The following is a 22,829-nucleotide window of genomic DNA, read 5'->3' as shown; positions in this document are numbered from 1 at the left end:
TTGCCCGCCGTGATGTCGGCATCGGTCAACAGGCGGTCGGCCTGGCCGCTCACCTTGAGGGTGTCCCCGGCCTTGGCATCGCCCGGCAGGCTCACTTCCACGTCCACCTTGCCGCTGATCTCGGTGTGGCTGATGGTACCGTCGTTGTTCACGTCTTCGGTGATGACCACGGTCGGCGCACCGGTCGCCTCGGTGTCGGTGGCCGCGCTGTCGCTGCCTCCGGTCCCCTTGTTGCCCGCCTGGTCGGTGTAGCTGTTCTCCTTCACGGTCACGCTGGCGGTGCCAGTGAAGTTCGCATCCGGAGTGAAGGTCGCGGTCCAGGTCTTGCCGCCATCGGAGGTGGTCAGCCCGGTCACGGTGCCGCCCACCACGGTCAGATCGCCCAGCTCGAACCCGGTCACCTTCTCGCTGAAGGTGAAGGTGACGTCGCTGGTTTCGCCCACGGTTAGCTGGTCGTCGGCGATGTCGACCACCACGCTCGGACTCTGGGTGTCGACGCTGTAACCCTCGGTATCGGTCACGGTGGTGCTGTTGCCCGCCGCGTCGGTGGTGGTGACCTTGGCGTCGATCACCTTGTCCCCATCGGCCACCAGGTCGCTACCCGGCACATTGATGCTGAAAGTCTTGTCGGCCAAGACCAGACCGGTGAAGGCCTTGCCATTGACGGTCAGGGTGACGGTGTCGCCCTCTTTCACGTCGCCACCCACACGACCGGTCACGGCGATGTCCTGCTTGGACTCGGCCGCGTTGATCACGTCGTCAGGGGTGATGTTGCCATCCAGGGTGATGCTGGCATCCGGTGGCGTGGTGTCGAGCAAGGTAGTGTCGTCGGTGGCGCTGGCCGGGTTGCCCGCCGCGTCGGTAACGCTGGCCACCACGGTCAGGTTGCCATCAGCCAGCCCGCTCAGATCGGCGCTGGTCTGGTAGTTGCCATCGGCATCGGTGACGGCAGTGACTGTCACGCTCTTACCGGTGGCATCGCTGATCACCAGGGTCACGGTACGACCCGGGCCAACATCGGAGGTGCCGCTGATGGGCGTGTTGGCCACATTGGCCGCGTTCACGTCATCCAGGCTCACCGTGATGTTCGCCGTGGTGTCCACGCTACCATCGTCGCTCGACGTGCCTCTGTTGCCAGCAGGATCAGTCACGCTGGCCGTCACGTCATAGCCCCCATCCGGCAACGGTGTCACGACATCCGCGCTGTAACTGCCATCCGGTTGTACCGTGGCGGTCAGAGTCTGCTGATTGCCATTGGCATCGGTCACCGTCAGGGTCACCGTGCTGCCGGGGACGGCGTCCGTGGTACCCGTGATGGTCGGGGTGTTGTCATTGGTATTGTCCGGTGCATTCACCGTCACGGTCGGGGCCGTAGTGTCCACGCTGCCATCATCGGTCGCGGTGCCGGTGTTGCCGGCCGGATCGGTCACGGAAGCCGTCACCTGATAGCCCCCTTCGGCCAGCGGTGTGGTGACATCCACGCTGAAGCTGCCATCCGGTTGTACCGTAGCGGTCAGGGTCTGCTGATTGCCGTTGGCATCGGTCACCACCAGGGTCACCGTGCTGCCAGCGGGGGCATCCGTGGTACCGGTCAGGGTCGGCGTCCGATCGTTGGTGTTGTCGGGGGCAGAGACGGTGATAACGGGAGCGGTGAGGTCGACCAGCTCATCCTCACTGCTTTGCACATCCACCAGCGGCGCCGCGTCAGCCGGGTTCGCACTGTCAAAGCCTGCGCTGGAGATGGTTGCATCACCGGTACGATCGATAGTGACGAAACCGCCGTTGCCGCTGGCACCAGCCACCCCCCCCGCATTGCCTGCGGCCGGGGCTCCACCCGCCGCCGACGCCTCGAATGCCTTGGTGGGGTCGGTTCCGTCCAGAATCGCTTGCTGCAAGGCTGCGATGTCATCGGGTGTCCCCGCGTTCGCCAGCACGGCGTCACCCTGTTCGGGGCGCTCGCCGGAACCCAGGGTGAACGTGGTCTCCCCTCCCTGGAAGCTGGCCCCTTCGGGCGCAAGCAATACCGCATCCTTGGGCAGTACATCGCCTTCTGCAACGAGTCTCTGGCTCCCGTCGGCGGCGACCAGATACATTTTGCCTTGCAAGTGGGTAACGACGACATCCTGATCCAATACGATGCGCTGATTGCTCATGGTTTCTCCTGAAATATCGAAGGGCATATTGCTCCAGCCTCCAATGTGCCCGTTTATCAGGCCATAAACCAGTGAGAAAAATCGAATGAACAGACCGAAATGAAGCCGGGTTTCGGGGTGAAAACGAAGGGACGCCTAAGATGAATAAAATTAATTAAATCAATAGCATCAATTGTGACAAAACGAAGACGGGAGCCTCATCGGCTCCCGTCTCGTGAGGTGTCAGACACCGGCCCAGAGCAGGATGGCCAGCAGCTGGGGCGAGATGATCCGCAGGAACATCACCAGGGGGTAGACGGTCGCGTAAGAGAGTGCGCTGGCACCACTGGTGGGGTGCATACCGTTGGCAAATGCCAGAGCGGGAGGATCCGTCATCGAGCCGGCCAGCAGACCGCACAGCGTGAGGTAGTTGAGCTTGCCATAATGGCGTGCCAGCACACCCACCAGCAGCAGCGGGATGAGGGTGATTGCCACACCGTACATCATCCATGCGGGACCGTCGCCGTTGATCAGGGTGTCGATGAAGCCAGCCCCGGACTTGAACCCCACCACCGCCAGGAAGAGCACTATGCCTATTTCCCGCAGCGCCAGGTTGGCGCTCGGCGGCATGAACCAGTAGAGCTTGCCGATGCTGCCGATACGAGACAGGATGAGCGCCACCACCAGCGGTCCCCCTGCCAGCCCCAGCTTGAGCGCCGCCGGGAATCCCGGCAGGTAGAAGGGAATGGATCCGAGCAATACCCCCAACCCGATGCCGATGAAGACGGGCAGCATCTGCACCTGCTGCAGTTTCTGCTGCACATTGCCCACCACGCTGGTGACCGCCTCGATGGCATCGAGCCGCCCCACCAGGTTCAGGATGTCACCGAACTGCAGACTGGTCTGACTGGTCGGCACCAGCTCGATGCCGGCCCGATTCAGGCGCGAGATGACCACATCGTATTTCTGCTTGATGTCGAGATCGCGGATCCGCTTTCCGAGCACCTGCTCATTGGTGACCACCACCCGCTCAACCCGCAGATCGGTCCCGCGGGTGGAGAGGGAGGTGTCTACCTCCTCTCCAAGCACCAGCAGCACCTTGTGCAGGGCATGGCGCTCCCCCACCAGGTGCAGCAGGTCGCCAAGTTCGATGCGCGAGTCGGGCTTTGGCACCATCAGCTCGTCGCCACGCTTGAGGCGGGAACAGATGACGTCCGCCTCGTCCAGACTCGGGATCTCGCGGAGCATCAGGCCATGCATATTGGGATTGCGCACGGCAATGTTGATGGTTTGCAGACTCTCCTTGGTTTTGCCAGCCTGCTGCTCGAAAGCAACCGCCTCCTCCTCGATCTTGATGTGGAAGAACATCCTGATGAGCCACATGGTGAGCAGGATGCCGCAGATCCCGAACGGGTAGGCCACCGCATAGCCCATCCCCATCAGGCCGGTGGATCCAGGATCCGCCCCGAGCTCCGCCAGGATCTGCTGGCCAGCCCCCAGGGACGGGGTATTGGTCACGGCCCCGGAAAAGACCCCGAGGATCACCGGCAGCGGTACATCGAACAGCTGGTGCAACGCTGCCGCCACCAGGCAGCCGAGCAGAACCAGCAGGGCCGCGAAGCCATTGAGCTTGAGGCCCGAACTGCGCAAGGAGGAGAAAAAGCCGGGACCAACCTGGATGCCTATGGTGTAGACGAACAGGATCAGGCCGAATTCCTGAATAAAATGAAGTGTTTGCTCATCCAGCTTCAAGCCGGACAAGCCGGCGAAGTGGCCCACTATGATGCCGCCGAACAGCACCCCGCCGATACCCAAACCCACGCCATAGACTCGCCAGTTTCCCAGCCAGAGCCCCAGCACTGCCACCAGCGACAGCATGCTGATGGAAAGCGCGATCTCACTCATCGTTTGCATCCTTTCCAAACTGAACTGGCACTAGCTTGTCAGCAAACGAAGGGGGCAACTGTGGGGCGCCGCACGAATTCAGGCTTTCATGAGCACAAAAATACCAACTAAGGGTTAGCCATCAGATGTAGCCATAAATGGCCATGAAGTGGCACAGACTGCCCCCCAGCACAAACAGGTGCCAGATGGCGTGGTTGTAGGGAATGCGCTTGGCCACATAGAAGATCACTCCCAGGCTGTAGATGAGACCACCCAGCCCCAGCAGCAGGAGCCCGGTACCATCCAGATGCAGATAGAGCTGGTAGATGACCACCAGCGACAGCCAGCCCAGCATCAGATAGGTAAATAGCGACACCTTCTTGAAACGATTGATGAAGATCAGCTTGAACACGACCCCCGCCAGGGCCAGCCCCCAGATCACCACCATCAGTCCTTGCGCCAGCGGTGTATCGAGCGCCACCAGCAGGAAGGGGGTATAAGTGCCGGCGATCAGCAGATAGATGGCGCAGTGATCGAACAGCTTGCTCCAGCGTCTGGCAGCCACCGAGCTCACGCTGTGATAGAGCGTCGAGGCGAGATAAAGCAATACCAGGCTGGCACCGTAGACGCCGTAGCTCAGCAGTACCCTGGGCCCCTGATCCCACCCCTTGTGCAGCAGCAAGACCAGTCCCAGTCCGCCCAGCAGCAGCCCCAGCCCATGGCTGAGGCGATTCGCCCACTCTTCCCGTGGGGAGTACCCCGTCACATCCATCATTACCTCCAACCCATTACCGGCCCACTCTAGCGGCCGATGTTTCAGGCTACAAGCGTTAGCTGAAAATAAAGACGCGAGGAGAGGGAGGGCCAGAGATGGCTGTGCCCCCCGCCCCTTTGGTGTATGCTCTGCCGCCGACGCCGCCCATGCGGATGGCCGCGTCTGCCCGACAATCTGGTCTGGAGAACCCGATGAAGCTCACTGAACTGTTTACACAACCGGATCCTGATTTCGGCAAGGCCATGACGGCCCTGCTGGAGCATTTCCATCATTCCGACGACAGTCAGGCCCCCTATCAGCGGGGCAGCTTCACCCACCAGCTCGATCAGTCGTGCATGCCCGCCATCGGCATCTCTCCCCGGGACTATCTGGCACGGCTCACCACCCTGGTACCCGGGGCATCGCACCTCACCTCTCCCCGCTACATGGGACACATGACGGCACCGCTGCCGGCCTTCACCGCCGAGCTCTCCCGGCTCTTGGTGATGCTCAACCAGAACCCGATGAAGATGGAGTCCTCCCGTTTGCTGAGCTTTCTGGAGCGGGAAGTGCTGGCCAAGCTGCACCGTCTGGTCTACCGCGAGGACGACGTCTTCTATGCAGCCCATATGCATGCCAAGGATGCAGCCCTCGGCGTCATGACCAGTGGCGGTACCATCGCCAACGTCACCGCCCTCTGGCTGGCTCGCAACCGGGCCTGTGGCGACAACCTGTTCGCCCTCGCCGAGCAGGGCTATCGCGGCGCCGTCATTCTGGGCTCGCGGCTGATGCACTACTCCTTCGACAAGGGGATGGATCTGCTGGGACTCGGGGCTCGCAGCGTCTGGCGTCTCGACACAGACGAGCACAATCGGCTCAGTCTGGCGGCACTGGAACAGGCCCTTCAACAATGCAGGGAGCAGAAGCTCAAGGTGCTGGCGCTGGTCGGCGTGGCTGGCAGCACGGATTTTGGCTCCGTCGACCCGCTGCCGGAACTGGCCGCCATCGCCCGGCGCGAGCAAATCCACTTCCACGTGGACGCGGCCTGGGGTGGCCCGACCCTCTTCTCGCCCCGCTATCAGGGATTGCTTACGGGGATAGAGCACGCCGATACCGTCACCCTTGACGGTCACAAGCAGTTGCTGGTCCCGCTCGGTACCGGCATGCTGCTCTGCCGCCAACCGGACCTGATGATGACGGTGAAGCGCGAGGCTCCCTACGCCATCCGCGCCACCTCCTTCGATCAGGGGCGTTTCACTCTGGAGGGGACCCGTCCCGCCAACGCGCTCTATCTGGATGCCGCCTTCCAGATGCTGGGACAGCAGGGTTATGCCCAACTCATCGACGCCAACTACGACAGGGCGCGGCGAATGGCCGCGCTCATCGACGCCAGCCCCGCCTTCGAGCTGATGTCGGCACCTGTCATGAACCTGCTCTCCTACCGGTGCATTCCGCCCCACCTGCAAGGTCAGGAGCCCGATGTGGCGGCCAACGAACAGATCAATCTCTTCAACGTCGCCCTGCAAAAAGCCCAGCGCGCCGAAGGGCACAGCTTCGTCTCACGCACCCAGCGCGCAGTCTCCCGCTATGGCGAGCAACCGCTCACGCTGCTGCGCGCCGTCCTGCTCAACCCCCTCATCGAGGAAGCAGACATACGCGTATTGCTGGACGATCAGGTGCGCCTTGGCAACCACATTGCCAGCCAGCTGTTCGAGTAACCCGCCGCCCCGGGAAAGAACTGCCTGCAGAATGGACGGTCTTATTCATTTGCCGTTGTCTGACGGGCAGGTACACTGAGTGAAATTTTGAGGTTAGAGCCCAGCATGAAGCAGTTTATCGAGTTCATCCCCCTGATCGTCTTCTTCGCGGTCTACAAGTTTTACGACATCTACACCGCCACTGGCGCCCTGGTGGTCGTCACCGGCCTGCAACTCCTGTACAGCTGGCTTCGCTATCGCCGGGTCGAGAAGATGCAGTTGTTCACCTTCGTGCTGGTCGGTTTCTTCGGCGGCCTCACCGTCTTCTTCCACGACGATGCCTTTATCAAGTGGAAGGTGACCGTCATCAATGTGCTCTTTGCCCTCGCCCTGCTCATCGGCCGCTATGGCTTTGGCAAGAACCTCATCAAGCAGATGCTGGGCAAGGAGCTCCAAGCCCCCGACCGGGTCTGGGACAACGTCAATCTCGGCTGGGTCGGCTTCTTCACCCTGTGCGGTCTGCTCAACCTCTACGTGGCCTTCAACCTCTCCCAGGAGATGTGGGTCAACTTCAAGGTGTTCGGCCTGCTGGGCATGACCCTGGTCTTCACCCTGCTCAGCGGCGTCTATCTCTATCGCCACATGCCAGCCGAGCAGAACGCAGAACAGAAAAAATAACCGCAACCAGAAAGGGATTGTTCCATGTGGTATCTGATCTACTCCGAAGATGTCGCGGGCAGCCTGCCCCAGCGCAAGCTGGCACGCCCTGCCCACCTTGCCCGCCTGCAAGCCTTGCAGGATGAGGGCCGACTGCTGACGGCCGGCCCGAACCCGGCCATCGATGCCGAGGACCCGGCCGATGCGGGCTTCACCGGCAGCACCGTCATCGCCGACTTTGCCAGTCAGGCCGACGCCCAGGCCTGGGCCGATGCGGACCCCTATGTTGCGGCAGGGGTCTACGCCAGAGTGACCATCAAACCGTTCAAGAAAGTCTTCTGAGCCCATCGAGGCTGACAAGAAAAAGGCCGGACACTGTCCGCAATGCTGTTCACTTAAGAGAATTTGAGTTCCAGTCCACGTAGTATCAGGGCTAAAAAATGAGGGAGGCATGATGCCTCCCTCTTTCTATTGCAAGCCACGCTGGATAAAGGCTGAAGGAACATCGACTGGAAACAGCCTTGCTCCCCCAACTCAAGTCGCATTTATGAATAATTAGTCAAAAATGTGCTTATCTGAACAGCATTGCGGACACTGTCCGGCCTTTTCGTATCCGATGGGGACTCATGCCCTGGCCACAAACCAGGGATTGAGGATATCGGGCTTGTTGTAGCAAAGCGGCGAACCATCGAGCTGGGTGACGCTGCCCCCCGCCCCTTCCAGTACCGCCTGAGCAGCCCCCGTATCCCACTCGCAGGTCGGCGCGAGCCGCGGGTAAAGCTCGGCCTCCCCCTCGGCAATGATGCAAAACTTGAGAGAGCTGCCCATGGAAACCAACTCGATCTCGCCCCGCTCCAGTTCGCCAAAACGGGCCAGATACTCGAGGGTTTCCTGCGACAGGTGATTGCGACTGCCCACCACGCGCCACACTTGCCCTGCGTCATGAGGACGGGTCTGGATGGTCTCGTGCCTGCCATCGGCCACACGCCAGGCGCCAATCCCCTTGCCCCCATACCAGAGCTTGTCCAGTACCGGGGCATAGACCAGCCCCCAGCGCGGGGTCCCCTGCTCAATCAGGGCGATATTCACCGTGAACTCGCCGTTGCGGGAGACAAACTCCTTGGTGCCATCCAAAGGATCCACCAGCCAGTAGCGGGACCAGCCGAGTCGCGCAGCCATCACCTCGGGGGAGGACTCTTCCGACAACACCGGGATATCGGGAGTGAGACGCGCCAGCGCCTGAACGATCACCTCGTGGGCCCCCTTGTCCGCAGCCGTCAGCGGGCTCTCGTCCTGCTTGTACTCCACCGCAAAGGGCTGGCTGTAGATGGACATGATGGCCTCACCGGCGGCGCGGGCGATGGGCTCCAGTTCGGAAATGGCGGGTAGATACATGGAAAAGAGTTCTCGCTCAAAGGGTTGGTCAGTGTAACCGAGTGAGTATCTTCGGCTTATAGCCGTTTGCACTGACTTATACAGTGTCAAAACTGACAGACAAAAAGTGGCGCAACACAGCTAATGATAAATGTGGCACTAACGCCACATAAGGACATGACGATATGAACAAGAAGACCCTGATCGCCGCACTGCTGCTGGGCTGCCTCCCCCTGTTGAGCCAACCTCTGCTGGCCGCCGACAAGGCGGCGACCAAGCCTGTGGCCACCACCCAAGTCAAGGAGAGCGGCAAGATCAATCTCAATACCGCCAGTGCCGGCGAGCTCACCGCCCTGAAGGGCATTGGCGAGAAGAAGGCACAGGCCATCATCGACCACAGAGAGAAGCAGGGCAAGTTCACCTCCGTCGATCAACTGGCGGACGTCAGTGGCATCGGATCGGCCACGCTGGAAGCAAACCGGGACATGATTATCGTCAAGTAACCGGTTTGAATCCCTGTCATCCCAAGGGCAGCCTGTGGCTGCCCTATTTTTCTTAGGGTATCATGAGCCCACTTTGTATCTTCGGACTCACTCCATGAAAAAGACACCGCTCGTTGTTCGCAAGGCCGTTCTCCCCGTTGCCGGCCTGGGTACCCGCATGCTGCCCGCCACCAAGGCCATCCCCAAGGAGATGCTGCCCGTGGTCGACAAGCCGCTGATCCAGTATGTGGTGCGCGAAGCCATCGCCGCCGGCATCAAGGAGATCATCCTGGTGACCCATTCAAGCAAGAACTCCATCGAGAACCACTTCGACAAGAGCTTCGAGCTGGAGGCGACCCTGGAGAAGCGGGTCAAGCGCCAACTGCTGGAAGAGGTTCAGCACATCTGTCCCAAAGACGTGACTATCATGCACGTGCGTCAAGGGGAAGCAAAAGGCCTGGGCCATGCAGTACTGTGTGCCCGCCCCCTCATCGGGGATCAACCCTTCGCCGTGCTGCTGCCGGATGTGCTCATCGACGAGGTGGCCAGCGATCTGAAGCAGGACAACCTGGCGGAGATGGTGCATCTGTTCGCAGAGGAGCAGATCAGCCAGATCATGGTGGAAGCCGTCCCCGAGAGCGAAGTGGACAAATACGGCATCGCCGACATCAAGGGGGAGGCCCTGAGCGAAGGCATGTCCCTGCCGATGCAGGCCATCGTCGAGAAGCCACCCCGGGATGAAGCCCCGTCCAACCTGGCCGTGGTCGGTCGCTATGTGCTCTCGGCCAATATCTGGCCCTTGCTGGAAAAAACCCCGGCCGGTGCCGGCGACGAGATCCAGCTGACCGATGCCATCGCCATGCTGATGGAAAAGGAGCAGGTCAATGCCTACTTCATGAAGGGACGCAGCCACGATTGCGGCAGCAAGCTCGGTTATATGAAGGCCAATGTGGAATACGCCGTGCGCCATCGGGAACTCAGCAAAGATTTCACCAGCTGGCTGAAACAGTTTGCCAAAGAGCTGTAATCTCTGAATATTTACAAGATAAGCAGTATAAAAAACTGGGCATCATTCGATGCCCTTTTTCATTTTATAAACAAATATTCAACCATTGATAGATAAAATATCGCTAAATCATAATATTGTAATTTAAAGTCGCTTGTTCTATAAGGATTAAGGCTTGTTCCTAGCCCTTGCATAAAATTTCTAAAAAAATATAAGACACAGGTGGAAGTTCCAATGAATAACCCGTCCAAAGGGACCTTTTTAGGTCACCCTAAAGGGCTTTTTTTGCTCTTTAGTACCGAACTGTGGGAGAGATTCTCCTATTACGGCATGCGTGCCGTGCTCGTCCTCTATCTGACCGACCTGACCGCCAACGGTGGCATGGGCTGGACCCAGGCCGACGCCCTCAAGCTGTACGGCATCTATACCGGTCTGGTCTACATCACCCCCATCATCGGCGGCTGGCTCGCTGATACCTTCCTGGGCCAGCGCCGTGCCATCCTGTTCGGTGCCGTGCTGATGGCCGCCGGCCAGTTTACCCTGGCACTGCCTCACGCCATGTTCCCTGACATGGTCAACACCGTCTTCTATGCCGGCCTTGGCTTGCTGATCGTGGGCAACGGCCTGTTCAAACCGAACATCTCCACCATGGTGGGCGACCTGTATAAAGAAGGGGATCACCGTCGTGACGGCGCCTTCACCATCTTCTACATGGGCATCAACCTGGGCTCCCTGCTGGCCGGCGTGATCTGCGGCGCCGCCGCCACCGCCTATGGCTGGCAAGCCGCCTTCGTCAGCGCCGGTATCGGCATGCTGCTCTCCCTGGTCGTGCAGGCCACCATGGCCCAGCGTTTCCTTGGCGACATCGGCCGTGTGCCCGCCGCCCAGCGTGCCGCCCTGCAGCGCTCCAAGGAGCAAAAAGCGCCCCTGACCAAACAGGAAGTGGATCGCATCAAGGTGATCCTGGTACTGGGCCTGTTCACCATCATCTTCTGGGCCGGCTTCGAGCAGGCCGGTGGTCTGATGAACCTGTATGCCCAGGAGTATACCGACCGCATGATCGGCAGCTTCGAAGTGCCGACCGCCTGGTTCCAGTCCCTGAACCCCTTCTTCATCATCACCCTGGCCCCTGTCGTGGCCGCCATCTGGATCAAGCTCGGCAAGAAAGAGCCGAACTCCCCGGTGAAATTCGCCATGGGCCTGCTGTTCCTGGCCGTCGGCTTCCTGTTCATGATCGGTGCCGTGCTGGAGCAAGGTGGTGATCAGGCTGTCAAGACCTCCATGTTCTGGCTGGTCGGTGCCTACCTGTTCCATACCCTGGGCGAGCTCTGCCTCTCTCCCATCGGTCTCTCCATGGTGACCAAGCTGGCTCCGCTGCGCCTGGCCTCCCTGATGATGGGTGCCTGGTTCGGTTTCGTGGCCCTGGCCAACTATGCCGCCGGCTTCATCGGCTCCTTCGTCGGCGAATCCGGCGCCATGGCCATCTTCGGTGGCATCGCACTGGCCGCCGTGATCAGCGCCCTCATCCTGCTGACCATGGCCAACCGCCTGGTCTACTGGATGCACGGTGCCGAAGGCCCGGCCAAAGAGCCCGAAGAACAAGAGCAGAAACTGCAGTCTGCGACCGTTTGACCGGTCAGGACAGCAGAGACCAAACAGGGCGCCCATGGGCGCCCTGTTTGCATGTGTTCACTTCACGGCGTCAGTGGTGACGAACCTGCATCGTCAGGGCGCTGCCGCTGTCACTGCGAAACTGCAGATCAAAGGGCTCGTGCCAGCTTCGCCTGTGCAACGTGTAGCGACTGCTGCGCATCAAGCCGAGCGGCAACCCCCCTGCACGCATCAACCAGTGAGGTGAGGTGAGCCCGGCATTTGCAAAAAGCAGCCCATCCTCCTGATCGAACAGCAGGGCCGCCATGGCAAAGGAGTGACGCAGGCCCGACTCCAGCAGTTGTAGATTGAGGTAATCCAGCAATCGGTGTGGCTGGGTCAACAGCAGGCTCTCTTGTTGCTGGTATTGGCGATAGGGGCCGTTCATCAGGGATCGCACCAAGGCACCACAGAAGGCCGCATCCACACCGAGGATGGGCAATTCCATCACCAGTACCAGCAGCTTGTCGTCCAGTTTGAAGGTATCCGGGATGAAGAGATTGCCCATGCCGGCAAAGGTGACCTGCCAGGGCCCCCACTCCTGCATGCCAGGGGGGGCCAACCAGGCGAGCAGCCGGCTGCTCGCCAGATCGTGGCCACGGAAGAAGTCGATGTGTTCCATCAGCTCCAGTTGCTGGCTCTGATGCCCGAGGTTTGTCAGGCATTGCTCGATGCTGCGGCGGATCTGCTCATAGTCATTCACCGGTTTGATGAAGAAGTCCCTGGCCCCCGCCCGCAGCGCACGCTCGATCGCAGCCATCTGATCCTGACCGGAGATGACGATGACGGGCACCTGTGGATAGCGGGCGGTGAGGCAGGCAATCACCTCATGGCCATCCATGTTCGGCATGTTCAGATCACACAACACCACATCGGGGTGATAGAGCGCTGCGGCAGAGAGCCCCTCAATCCCGTCTTCTGCCTGAAAGACGCAGGCCCCGTCGTGCTCGAGATAAGATACCAGTGAGTGGCGAAAAACCGCTTCGTCTTCTACCACCAAGATCCGTAGTCCGGCTTTTGACATCTTGACAAAGCTCTTATTAGTCAAATGGTTATTTGAGCATTAAGACTAGATCATGGGCGCTGGATACCGCCACACAATATTGTCGAGCAGCGAGCCGGGCTGGCCTTGGTATCTGCCAAGCGTTTGAAATGGTCCGACTATTTTGCTTGCACCCTTGCGCAGAGATGATCAGCAACCGTCGCCCGGCAGCCGTTCTCTCGCAGGTCGGCACCATGAATTGTATGAGGCACCGCCATGAGGGATAATGCCCTCCACTCCAGATCGTGAAGCAGACCATGACGCCAGCCGAATACAGCGCCCTCGCCCATCCCAGACTCTCCCATCCGGCCCGCAGCCTCTATACCCTGCAACTGCGCCGCTTGGTGCTGGAAAATCGGCTGGCCCGACTCAACTATCCCGAGCTTGGCCGGGCACTGGCTGTCGTCGATCCGGGCAATCCCGGTGGTTTCAGCTATCAGGTCAACGCTCGCCAGCTGACCGAGCTGCTCGACGAGCTGATGGAGGCCGAACTGCTTCAGGTCGAGGCCCAGGCTGACAGTGAGCACTACCACCAGTGCCCTTTCCAGTTGCCGTTGCTGAGCCAGCGGGTGCGCAGCCCCCTGCCGGCACGCCCGTTCCAGATGCACCTGCAGTGGCGTCCGGACGAAGAACTGCCTGCTCTCGCACGCCTGTGCGGGGTGATCGATGCCAGCTACAGCGAAGAGGATCTCGGGGAGTTCATCGCCTACTGGCTCGGCCGCCCCGAGGTGTTCGACTCCCAGCACCAGTGGATGTTGAAATTTATTCGGGCCATCAAGAGTCGGCGCTACGCCCGCCGCCCGGCAACCGTGGTCACCGGGTACCAGCAGGTCGCGCAAGCCCCGGTAGAGGCTGGCCCGAGCCGCCGGGCGCAAGAGATGATCGATGAGGCCAAACGGCTGGCACAAGCTCAGGAGCCGGAGAATGATTGATACCAGGCGGCCACGAAGTGCACTATTGACCCCCTGCCCATCCAGCCACAGCCCTAGCAGAAGGAGAATTCCATGACAGATCCGCACGACCCGATGCGCCAGGCACTGGAAGAGATCGAGGCCAAACGCCAGAAAATCGCCAAGGCGAGACAGGAGCAACGGGCTCATGATCCCGAGCTCAAGCGTCACGTCAGCAGCCTGCAGCAACGTATTCTCCGACTGCGGGCCGCAACCGGCGGCAGCCAGTACGACTACGAGACCCTGCGCAAGGAGTACGACGCCAAGGCCAATGCCGAAGTGCGCGAGTTGCAGAAGGCCGCCCGCCAGGAGCGGATCCAGAAGCTGATCGCCCAGGCCGACCTCAATCCGGACTGGATCTTCGACAAGATGGATTCCGGTGACCCGGCCCTGCAATACCCCATCGAGACAGCCCGCTACTTCATCAGCGGTTTCGAGCACTGGGAGAAGAGCGGCGGGGGCTGCATGCTGATCTACGGCGATTACGGCACCGGCAAATCCACCCTGGCGGGTGCCGTGGCCCACGAGTTGATCGCGCGCCACCAGAAGTCGGTGATCTTCCAGCAGTGGGCCTCCATCGTGGACAGGCTCTTTTTCAACGTCATCCAGGATCAGGAGGAGCGCAACCAGTACCGCCGCGCCCTGGAAGAGGTGGACCTGCTGATCATCGACGAGGTGGCGGCCAACCGTGCCAAGATGGCCGAGAGTCAGTCCAGCTTCCTCGGCCACCTGCTGCGCCGTCGTCGCAACCTGTCCAAAAGCGTCATCATCATCACCAACCACAGCCCCCAGAGCCTGCATCAGGCCATCGGTGATTTCAGCTATGAGGCGATCAAGGCGTTCAATCCGGTGGACATCCACCTGAGCGGACCCAGCCGCCGTCCCAGCATCGGCCATTACAACGGTTGATCCCGTCGGGCCGGCGTCCCTGATGTCCGGCCCTTCATATCCCCTGCACCTCACAAATAAAAACCACTCTCATTTACAGAGAGCCATCCAGGCTCTAGGCTTGCTCTTTTGTTCTAGAGGGCCTGTCATGCCAACCACACTCATCTTCGGTGCCAGTCGAGGACTGGGCCGCGCCTTCACCGACCACGCACTGCAACTGGGCCACAGGGTCGTTGCCCTGGTGCGCCATGCCGACATGGCCAGCGAGCTGCATACCCTGGGAGTCGAGGTCGTCATCGGGGATGCCCTGGACCCCCAGGCCGTGGCCCAGGCTTGCCGCTTGGCGGACAGGGATGCCCGGGTAGTCTCCACCCTCGGCGGCTTTCGCCAGAGTGCACCGGTGGATTATCAGGGCAACCGCCATGTGATCGACGAGATGGAGCACGCCGGGCTCAGCCGCCTGCTGCTGGTCACCTCCCTCGGTTGTGGCGACAGCTGGCAATACCTGCCCGAACGGGCTCGCGCCGCCTTCGGACACGAGGTACGCCTCAAGAGCCTGGCGGAAAGCTGGCTGCAGACAAGCACCCTTGAGTGGACCATTTTACGCCCCGCAGGGTTGCAGGATGGGGAGCCCACGGGTCAGGCCATCCTGAGCCAGGGGCAGGAGAGGCATGGCCTGGTCAGGCGCCAGGATGTGGCTATACGGGGTTTGCAACTGCTCACCGACCAGGAGGCGTGCGGCCAGATCTATGCCATCGGCGATTCGGGTCTGAATCAGCCATGATCCCTGTGAATGGCAACACGGTCAGCCCAATGGCTGACCGTGTAGTTGCAAGGGGCCTAGTCGGTGGAAGACGCTGTCGTCCCATCATCCGGCCGCATTGCAGGGCACGGTTGACGCCATCGGAGCAACCAGCACGCCAGAGCGCCATACAGCAGCGCCAGTCCCCACAACTGCCACCAGTAGCGGGAGACCTGGGCAAAGTCGGCCCCCATCTGATTGAGGCGCAGGAATCCCTCGATGGCCGGCGTGCTCGGTGCCCACTGGGCCAGCCAGTTGAGGGGGGCCGGGATGAGCTCAAGGGGCCAGATAAAACCGGCCAGGAAGACCAGCGGCAAAGAGGAGACAAGCACCACCTGGGTCGGTAGATCACGGCGGGTGAACAGGGCGCCGAGCACGATCCCGAGCCAGGTGGTGGCCAACAGGAACGGCAGGGTAAAGAGCCAGAGTTCGCCGGGTACAGCGGTGCGGGCAATACCGTAGTGATCGAAGCAGAAGCCGAAGAAGTAGGTCACCGGAAGGACGAAAAGAGCCCCCACCACCAGGGTGCGGGCCAGCAACAAGGCCGGCACGGGAGCATGTTGCCAGTAGCCTGACTCGCCACGGCGGCTGCGCTGGTTCTGGGTCGCCCCCAGGATGCCGGTCCCCATCAGCAACACCTGATGCAGGATCAGCACGAATACCGCAGGCACCACGTAGTTCACATAGCCCATGGTGGGGTTGAATACCGGCAGCACATTGAGGGCCACCGCGTTCCAGCCCATGGCGGCCTGGGGCAGCGCCTCGCCCTGGCTCAGCAACCTGGCCACCTTCACCTGGGCGGCGAGCGTGCCCCCCGCCTGGGCCAGCCCTTCGGCAATGGTGCCATAGACCAGGAAGTAGGAGGCATCTCCGGCATAACCCAGGGTCACGCTCCTGCCCAGCATCAGATCCCGATAGAAGTGGCGGGGAATGTGCAAAATGCCGCTCGCCCTGCCGGTCAGCATCATCTGGCGGGCCTCGTCGAGCGAACCGGCACGGGCCACCAGTTTCACCTGCGCCGTGGCATCGGCCATGAACTCCAGCTGGCGGGAGAGTTGGCTGCCATCCTCGTTGACCACCACCACGGGCTCTTCCCTGGGCAATTGGTGCAGGTAGGGCTGGGGGTAGAGGAAGGAGTAGAAGAAGACGCCGCCAAACAGGGTCAGCATGATGGCGCGATCCGCCAAGAGGGTGCGCAGCTCAAGGCGCACCAGATCCCAGAATCCCATCATGGCCTGGACTCCTCATGGGGCAGGGCCGCGCCCGACGGCGTCCGGTAGCGGTGTACCACCAGCAACAGGGGCAGCAGAAACAGCAGCAGAGCCCCGAGCTGGGGCAGGGCCGCCGTCAACGGTTGACCATAATTGGTTTGCCCGATCTGCAGCTCCACATAGTGGGAGATGGGCAGCAGGCTGCGCCAGAACTGGGCCACATCCCCCATGGCGCTGACCGGAAAGGTGACCCCCATAAAGGCGAAACCGGGAGCCGTGTAAGCCCCCGCCAGCGACAGAGCCCGCGCCGGATCCCGGATGATGGCGTAGAAGAAGGCCCCCATGGTGACGCAAGCGGCCGACGCCAGTCCCAGCCCCGCCGTCAGCACCAGCCAACTGCCTTGCATGGGGTACCCAAGCCCCTTGAACAGCAGCAGACTCCACGCCAGACCCCACCCCCAGCCGATGAGCACGTGGGGCAGCAGGGTACGCCAGAGGCCGAACCAGACCCCTCTGGTGGTCCAGTCCAACCCGAGGCGATCGGTGCGGGCCAGGGCGTTCAGGCCATAGAGCACCACCAGGATCTGCCACACCGCAGGTAGCAGGGCGCTCAGCAGAAACTGGGCGTAGCTGGAATTGATGTTGTAGAGCGCGGTAACCTGGCTCGCAATGGGTACGGATTGTCCCAGGGCACCGGGCAGCGTCTTGCCGTCGGCCATGGCCGAGAGCACGCCCACCTGGCCATTGAGAGTTCCCACCACCTGGGCCAGTGCGGAGTTGACCAGCTTGGCAATCAGGATGAACTGGCCATTGTTGAACACGGTCACCCTGGGTTGGGTCCCCTCGCGGGCATCCCGCTCCAGGTGATGGGGGATCACCACCAGGGCATAGATGTCCCCCCCTCGCAGTGCCCTGGCCCCCTCGTCAATGGCGTCAAACTGCTGCGCTATCTTGAGCCCGGCGGAGCCATCGAGAGAGAACGCCAGTTGCCGGGAGAGGGTGCTGCGATCCAGATCCACCAGACCGACCTTGAGATCCCGCGCCAGGCCGGCTGAAAAGATCCAGCACAGGATCCCTATCAGCAGAAAGGGGACCCAGCTCGCCAGCGCCCGGCCGAACGGGTCCTGCCAGAGCAACCGCCATTCGCGCCCCATCAGAGCTCGACCAGCACGCTCATGCCGACCCGCAGCCCGTCAACCGGCTGCAAGGGGCGCGCTTCCACCTGGAAGCTTTTCATGTCGAACCCCTGGCGGGTGTCGGTGGCACGCCAGGTGGCGAAATCCCCCATCACGGCCACATGGGTCACCTTGAAGCGCACCAGCTGATCCCCCAGGCCGGGAATACGGGCATCAAACTCGGTACCGACCGGGAACCTTGGCAAGAGGTCCTCACGGACATGGAACTGGGCCCAGGCATCCTTCATGTCGAGCAAGGTCACCACAGGGAAGCCCTGGGGAGCCAGCTCGCCGCTACGCAACAGCACCTGGGCAACTTCCCCCTCGTGTGGGCTGGCGATGCGGGTATCGGCCAGATAGGCTTCCACTTCCGCCACTCCGCCAGCCGCCATCTTGGCCTGCTCGCGGGCCGCTATCTTGGTCTCTTCCCGCGCCCCTTCCAGTGCCATCTGGTATTGCTGCCAGGCCATGCCCTCGCTGTACTTCGCCGCCTGCCAGGCCGTCCAGGCCTCGTCACGCTTTTGCAGCGACATCACGCCATCCCGATGCAGGCTGGCAATGCGCTCGTAGGTTTTGCCATGAAGCAGGGCAGCCGCCTTGGCCTGTTGCCACTGATCCTTGGCGGCCGCGATCTGCTGCACTCGCGCCCCCTTCTCAGCCTCTTCGGCCATGGCACCCGCCGCGGCCTGCCCGGCCTTGGCCTGACTCAGCTTGGCCTCGATCTCCGGGCTCGCCAGAGTGAACGCCAGTTGGCCCCTGGCCAGTTGATCCCCCTTCTTCACCAGCACCTCGTCGATGCGGCCCGCCACCTTGGAAGAAACCGAATATTGCTGCGCCTCTATCTGCCCCTGCAGACGCACCGGCTCCGGCTGATAGGCCAGCCAGAAGCGCCAGCCAAGCCAGAGCACAAGCAATACCAGCGCCAGTGGCAGCAGCCAGGGCTTGCCCTGGCTCATCTTCTTCTTGATGGGGGGATGACTCATGAATTCACCTCGGCAAACGGGCGACCCTTGACGGTCGAAACGGACATGAATAACGGAGTGGAAGAGCGCGCGATCATGAGTTCACCTCGATCGCCTGGCCATGCTGATACTGGTTGAAACTGTTCATCTGACCGGAGAGTGCCAACAGGCGGGCCAGAGAGATCACGTATTGATAGGCGGCGGCGGCGCGCTGGGTCTTGACCCCGGCAAGCTGGGTCTGGGCATCGACCACATCGAGGGAAGTGGAGAGCCCCTGACCGAATGCCTTGTCACGCAACCGCACGTTCTCCTCGGCCAGCGCCTGGGTCGAGGAGAGAGAGTGATACTCCTCCAGTCCCTGGGCAGCCTCGCGCCAGGTCTTCTCGACCAGCAGCTCCAGATCCTGGCGGGTCTTGGCTTGCAGCAGGTTGACCTGGAGTTCGGCGCTCTTGGCTGCCTGGACCGTCTCGGAGCGGCCATCACGACTCACCAGCGGCATGCTGACCCCGACACCAACCAGCCAGTCCGGTGTGGTCTTGGAGACAATGGAATCATCTTCATAGAGGTTGTAGTTGCCGAACAGGAAGAGCTCGGGGGCGTATTTGCCCTTCTCCAGCTTGATCATCCCCTGGGCCTGCTCCTTCTTGGCCGTCAACAGCTTGAGACCGGGATGCACCGACAGGGTCTCCTCCACAAAGGGAGACAAGGCTGGCATCCCTTCGTTGATGAAGAGGGCGGTATTGGGCTCAGCCTGCTTGAGCTTGAGCATATGGCCGAGCGCCAGCTGGGCGATCTCCAGGCTGCGCCTGGCCTTCTGGGTATCGATACGTGCCCTGTCATAGGCAGACTGGGCCAAGAGGCGCTCCACCTTGGCGACCTGCCCCTGGGCTTCGAGCTTCTTGGCATGATCCAGATGGTGTGCCAGTCCCTGCTCGATCTCCTGCTTGGTCTGCACCACCTGCGCCGCCAGCACCACCCCGAAGTAGGTCTGGGAGAGGCTCTCGAAGGTGGACTGCTGTTTGAGCACCAGCAACTGCTCAGCCTCGCTCACTTGGGCCTGACGAATATCCTGGGCCGCATCGATGCGCCCGCCGGTAAAGAGCGGCCATAGCATCTTGACCGAACTGGTCACCACGTTCTGCTTGGTGAGGGGGGTGACGAAATCGCTCGGGCTGAGGTTGAGTGCCTGCATCACGGGTCCCAGCACCTTGCCGAATTCCGGATGATTGGCGATGGGGTTGAGATCCAGCATGTCCAGCTCCATCGGCTGATCGAGATGGGTATAGCTGGCCCCCACATCCACCTTGGGCAGGTACATGGCCTTGGCCGCCTCCCGCAGTTGCTGGGCCCGCTCCACCCCGGCCTGCTCTGCCGCCAAGCCGTCATCCTGCTGGATGACCCGGCTCCAGGCCTCGGTAAAGCTGACCGTCTGCGCCTGAGCCGACCCCAGCACGATACCCAGCAGGCATGGGCAGAGCGACTTGATGAACTTTACCGTCATACATCCCCGATCCGTTTGTAATGAAATTGTGTAGAGTCTTTGCTCAATTCAGGCCCGCTATCATAGCCTAAACCGGCTTGAGAGGGAGACTCACAAATCACCATCTCCCTCACTCGCGCCCTCCTGACCATGGTCACAGACAATATGTCCGATTTTCAAGCACTCCTGAATTTGCAAGCCTTGGCGCGACGTTTTTTTCAGAAAAAAATGGCTGACGCTCAAATACTAACCTTTTCTCCTGACTAAAAAATGCGTAATATACGCCGCCCTAAGCCGATGGTAACCGTGGAATGCAGATAGGTCCCCACACGCTTGAAACTCCCCTGATCGTGGCCCCCATGGCCGGTGTAACAGACCGACCATTTCGTGAACTTTGTTTACGTTTGGGAGCCGGTATGGCCGTTTCCGAGATGCTGCTGGCCAACCCGGATGTCTGGGATACCCAGAAAACCCGGATGAGAATGGATCACTCTGCTGAAGGCGGCTTGCGATCGGTCCAGATTGCCGGTGCCGACCCCGAGATGATGGCGTTTGCTGCCCGCTACAACGTGGAGCAGGGCGCTCAGATCGTCGACATCAACATGGGATGTCCGGCAAAAAAAGTGAATAAGAAGCTGGCAGGTTCCGCCCTGCTGCGTCAGCCAGACCTGGTCAGATCCATCTGCCGGGCCGTGGTGGATGCGGTGGAAGTACCTGTCACCTTGAAGATCCGCACAGGATGGGATCCGGATAACCGCAATGGCGAGGAGATCGCCCGAATCGCCGAAGATTGCGGTATCGCGGCCCTTGCCGTGCATGGTCGTACCCGTGCCTGCCTCTACAAGGGCGAAGCGGAGTACGACACTATCAGGGCGATTAAGCAGGCCGTATCGATTCCTGTTGTCGCCAATGGCGACATCGATAGCCCGGAGAAAGCCCGGTATGTCCTCGACTATACCGGTGTCGACGCCGTGATGATCGGCCGTGCTGCGCAAGGACGACCCTGGATTTTCCGGGAAATCCGCCATTTTCTTGAAACGGGCACCAAGCTGCCGCCTCCCGACAGGGAAGAGGTTCGCACCCTGATGAACGAGCATGTCACCAATCTGCACCAGTTTTACGGTGCCTATCTGGGAGCGCGCATTGCCCGTAAACACGTGGGCTGGTATCTGGATGAAGAAGAGGCGGGCCGAGAATTCCGTAAGCACTTCAATGCCCTGGATTGTGCAGACGCACAACTCGAGGCACTCGAAGCGTATTTCGATGGATTAGGTTAACGCATAACTAAAGAGCCGACCGAATATGTTCGAACAAACCCTGACTTCTGATGCATTGGTAACAACTACTCACAATCACGCTGCCGAGCCGACCCAACGCCCCCTGCGTGACTCTGTGCAACAGGCCCTGCGTAACTACCTGGCCCAGTTGAACGGTCAGGAAGTGATTGATCTGTACGATATGGTTCTCTCCGAAGTCGAAGCTCCCATGCTGGACGTGATCATGCAGTACACCCGTGGCAACCAGACTCGCGCCGCCGTGATGATGGGCATCAACCGCGGCACCCTGCGCAAGAAACTCAAGCGTTACGGCATGAACTGATCCCGGTCATTCTGCTGCAGTGCAGACGAAGGCGTATCCCAGCGATGGGATACGCCTTTTTCTATGCCCGGTGTTTACCTGCTCACTCCACCGCCAGCTTGATACCGAGCCCCACGAACAGCCCCCCCATCACGCGATTCAGCCAGGTGGCCACCCGGGCGGGCAGTCGCACCTTGCGGCTTGCAAACGCGGTGGAAAACGCCAGCAGATGGCACCAGATCATGCCGTTGAGATTGAAGATGCAGCCCAGCACGATGAATGCCATCGCCTTTTGCGGTGAAGCGGGATCGATGAACTGGGGCACAAAAGCGAGAAAGAAGAGCGCCACCTTGGGATTGAGGACATTGGTGAGCAACCCCTGCCGAAAGATGCGCCCATAAGAGAGCGCAGGCAGCGCCACAGCCCCATCCACAGACGTTGAAGTGCCACTCCTCTGCCAGAGCATGGACACGCCGAGATAGACCAGATAGAGCGCCCCCATCAGCTTGATGACGGCAAACAGCTCGGCAGAGGCACTCAACAGGGCAGACAGTCCCAGCGCCGCCGCCAACACATGCACCATGGTACCTGTCCCGATACCCAATGCCGCCATGGACCCTGCACGCCATCCCTGGGAGCCGCTGCGCAGCATGATGAGCAGGGAGTCAGGCCCAGGCATCATGTTCAACAGCAGGCCAGAAACGATAAACAACGCCAGATCGTGGATCCCCAACATAGACAGCTCCTTGTACATGAAAGAAACAGTCTATGGATCCTGAGGTACTTGTCACTCCCGTTTCCAGCAATAGTGATTATCAAGGAAGGGAATAGCGTTTGAGCCGGAGATACTTGACGCTCAACCTGGTGAGAAAGAGAGATTGAGCCGTTTGAAAGACAGTGATACTGGCTGAATAACAATGTTTATCGATGTAATAGACTGGGTTTTGCGCATTAACCAGACTTATTATCTAAAAAATAAATTTCAGGCAATAAAAAACCCCGCTCGAGTGAGCGGGGTTTCTTGTATTGGGTGCCTGGCAGTGTCCTACTCTCGCATGGCGAATGCCACACTACCATCGGCGCTACAGCGTTTCACTTCTGAGTT

Annotated in this window: 22 protein-coding genes; 12 read left to right on the top strand and 10 right to left on the bottom strand. The window is 60.6% G+C overall.

Annotation, left to right across the window (positions count from 1 at the left end):
• From HKD46_RS19350 to trhA, 3 genes are all read right to left on the bottom strand, one after another.
• On the bottom strand, positions 1–2,153 hold a 2,153-nt coding region (locus HKD46_RS19350; protein WP_171865821.1), incomplete at its 3' end, for a retention module-containing protein.
• Positions 2,154–2,375: 222 nt separating this feature from the next.
• Complete coding sequence (locus HKD46_RS19345; protein WP_010675535.1) at positions 2,376–4,037, bottom strand: putative transporter; 1,662 nt, start codon at positions 4,035–4,037, stop codon at positions 2,376–2,378.
• Between the two features lie 121 nt (positions 4,038–4,158).
• On the bottom strand, positions 4,159–4,791 hold the full coding sequence (trhA, locus tag HKD46_RS19340; RefSeq protein WP_039041319.1) for a PAQR family membrane homeostasis protein TrhA: 633 nt from the start codon (positions 4,789–4,791) through the stop codon (positions 4,159–4,161).
• A 191-nt stretch (positions 4,792–4,982) separates the two neighbouring features.
• Between trhA and HKD46_RS19335 the strand changes: the two genes are divergently transcribed.
• From HKD46_RS19335 to HKD46_RS19325, 3 genes are all read left to right on the top strand, one after another.
• Complete coding sequence (locus HKD46_RS19335; protein ID WP_171865820.1) at positions 4,983–6,488, top strand: aminotransferase class V-fold PLP-dependent enzyme; 1,506 nt, start codon at positions 4,983–4,985, stop codon at positions 6,486–6,488.
• A gap of 105 nt (positions 6,489–6,593) precedes the next feature.
• On the top strand, positions 6,594–7,145 hold the full coding sequence (locus HKD46_RS19330; protein ID WP_010675538.1) for a septation protein A: 552 nt from the start codon (positions 6,594–6,596) through the stop codon (positions 7,143–7,145).
• Positions 7,146–7,169: 24 nt separating this feature from the next.
• The gene (locus HKD46_RS19325; RefSeq protein ID WP_010675539.1) at positions 7,170–7,466 is read left to right on the top strand and encodes a YciI family protein; all 297 of its coding nucleotides are present in this window, start codon (positions 7,170–7,172) and stop codon (positions 7,464–7,466) included.
• 282 nt (positions 7,467–7,748) lie between these two features.
• On the opposite strand, the gene cysQ is transcribed toward HKD46_RS19325, so the two are convergent.
• Positions 7,749–8,519: a 3'(2'),5'-bisphosphate nucleotidase CysQ gene (gene cysQ / locus HKD46_RS19320; RefSeq protein ID WP_039041322.1), complete on the bottom strand. Its 771-nt coding sequence runs from the start codon at positions 8,517–8,519 to the stop codon at positions 7,749–7,751.
• 164 nt (positions 8,520–8,683) lie between these two features.
• On the opposite strand from cysQ, the gene HKD46_RS19315 reads away from it, so the two are divergent.
• The 3 genes from HKD46_RS19315 to HKD46_RS19305 all read left to right on the top strand — a co-directional run bounded on the left by HKD46_RS19315 (position 8,684) and on the right by HKD46_RS19305 (position 11,618).
• The gene (locus HKD46_RS19315; protein ID WP_039041323.1) at positions 8,684–9,001 is read left to right on the top strand and encodes a ComEA family DNA-binding protein; all 318 of its coding nucleotides are present in this window, start codon (positions 8,684–8,686) and stop codon (positions 8,999–9,001) included.
• A 94-nt stretch (positions 9,002–9,095) separates the two neighbouring features.
• A complete protein-coding gene (gene galU / locus HKD46_RS19310; protein ID WP_103243668.1) occupies positions 9,096–10,007 on the top strand; it encodes a UTP--glucose-1-phosphate uridylyltransferase GalU in 912 nt (303 codons plus the stop codon).
• 213 nt (positions 10,008–10,220) lie between these two features.
• The gene (locus HKD46_RS19305) at positions 10,221–11,618 is read left to right on the top strand and encodes a peptide MFS transporter (protein ID WP_041212400.1); all 1,398 of its coding nucleotides are present in this window, start codon (positions 10,221–10,223) and stop codon (positions 11,616–11,618) included.
• Between the two features lie 70 nt (positions 11,619–11,688).
• Here HKD46_RS19305 and HKD46_RS19300 read toward each other — a convergent pair whose 3' ends face one another.
• On the bottom strand, positions 11,689–12,660 hold the full coding sequence (locus HKD46_RS19300; protein WP_029314797.1) for a response regulator: 972 nt from the start codon (positions 12,658–12,660) through the stop codon (positions 11,689–11,691).
• Positions 12,661–12,935: 275 nt separating this feature from the next.
• On the opposite strand from HKD46_RS19300, the gene HKD46_RS19295 reads away from it, so the two are divergent.
• From HKD46_RS19295 to HKD46_RS19285, 3 genes are all read left to right on the top strand, one after another.
• Complete coding sequence (locus tag HKD46_RS19295) at positions 12,936–13,610, top strand: DnaT-like ssDNA-binding domain-containing protein (protein WP_161470299.1); 675 nt, start codon at positions 12,936–12,938, stop codon at positions 13,608–13,610.
• A gap of 72 nt (positions 13,611–13,682) precedes the next feature.
• Positions 13,683–14,537: a DnaA ATPase domain-containing protein gene (locus HKD46_RS19290; RefSeq protein WP_010675546.1), complete on the top strand. Its 855-nt coding sequence runs from the start codon at positions 13,683–13,685 to the stop codon at positions 14,535–14,537.
• Between the two features lie 127 nt (positions 14,538–14,664).
• Positions 14,665–15,300 carry an SDR family oxidoreductase gene (locus tag HKD46_RS19285; protein WP_111897035.1) on the top strand — a complete coding sequence of 212 codons (636 nt, stop codon included), beginning with the start codon at positions 14,665–14,667 and terminating at the stop codon, positions 15,298–15,300.
• Positions 15,301–15,356: 56 nt separating this feature from the next.
• Here the strand turns inward: HKD46_RS19285 and HKD46_RS19280 are convergent, their stop codons facing one another.
• From HKD46_RS19280 to HKD46_RS19265, 4 genes are all read right to left on the bottom strand, one after another.
• Entirely contained in the window at positions 15,357–16,550 is a 1,194-nt protein-coding gene (locus HKD46_RS19280; RefSeq protein ID WP_161470300.1) for an ABC transporter permease, read from the bottom strand.
• Complete coding sequence (locus HKD46_RS19275; protein WP_161470301.1) at positions 16,547–17,683, bottom strand: ABC transporter permease; 1,137 nt, start codon at positions 17,681–17,683, stop codon at positions 16,547–16,549. The genes HKD46_RS19280 and HKD46_RS19275 overlap by 4 nt, the downstream gene beginning before the upstream one ends.
• Positions 17,683–18,687, bottom strand: coding sequence for an HlyD family secretion protein (locus HKD46_RS19270; protein WP_080767988.1), 1,005 nt, complete (start codon positions 18,685–18,687; stop codon positions 17,683–17,685). Before HKD46_RS19270 ends, HKD46_RS19275 begins: the two co-directional genes overlap by 1 nt.
• A gap of 73 nt (positions 18,688–18,760) precedes the next feature.
• Complete coding sequence (locus tag HKD46_RS19265; protein WP_161470302.1) at positions 18,761–20,167, bottom strand: TolC family protein; 1,407 nt, start codon at positions 20,165–20,167, stop codon at positions 18,761–18,763.
• Between the two features lie 290 nt (positions 20,168–20,457).
• On the opposite strand from HKD46_RS19265, the gene dusB reads away from it, so the two are divergent.
• Positions 20,458–21,423, top strand: coding sequence for a tRNA dihydrouridine synthase DusB (gene dusB / locus HKD46_RS19260; protein ID WP_010675552.1), 966 nt, complete (start codon positions 20,458–20,460; stop codon positions 21,421–21,423).
• 25 nt (positions 21,424–21,448) lie between these two features.
• Positions 21,449–21,745, top strand: a complete 297-nt coding sequence (gene fis, locus HKD46_RS19255; protein WP_005309538.1) for a DNA-binding transcriptional regulator Fis — start codon at positions 21,449–21,451, stop codon at positions 21,743–21,745.
• An 82-nt stretch (positions 21,746–21,827) separates the two neighbouring features.
• Here fis and HKD46_RS19250 read toward each other — a convergent pair whose 3' ends face one another.
• Positions 21,828–22,460: a LysE family translocator gene (locus HKD46_RS19250; protein ID WP_134997709.1), complete on the bottom strand. Its 633-nt coding sequence runs from the start codon at positions 22,458–22,460 to the stop codon at positions 21,828–21,830.
• 181 nt (positions 22,461–22,641) lie between these two features.
• Between HKD46_RS19250 and HKD46_RS21220 the strand changes: the two genes are divergently transcribed.
• Positions 22,642–22,829 (top strand): hypothetical protein (locus HKD46_RS21220; protein WP_221413922.1); only part of this gene is annotated, 188 nt, incomplete at its 3' end.

This window comes from Aeromonas sp. TW 6 (assembly GCF_013168745.1).
GTDB lineage: Bacteria > Pseudomonadota > Gammaproteobacteria > Enterobacterales > Aeromonadaceae > Aeromonas > Aeromonas caviae.
Note: the sequence above shows the minus strand (reverse complement) of the source record. Positions and strands in the feature narration are given on the sequence as shown.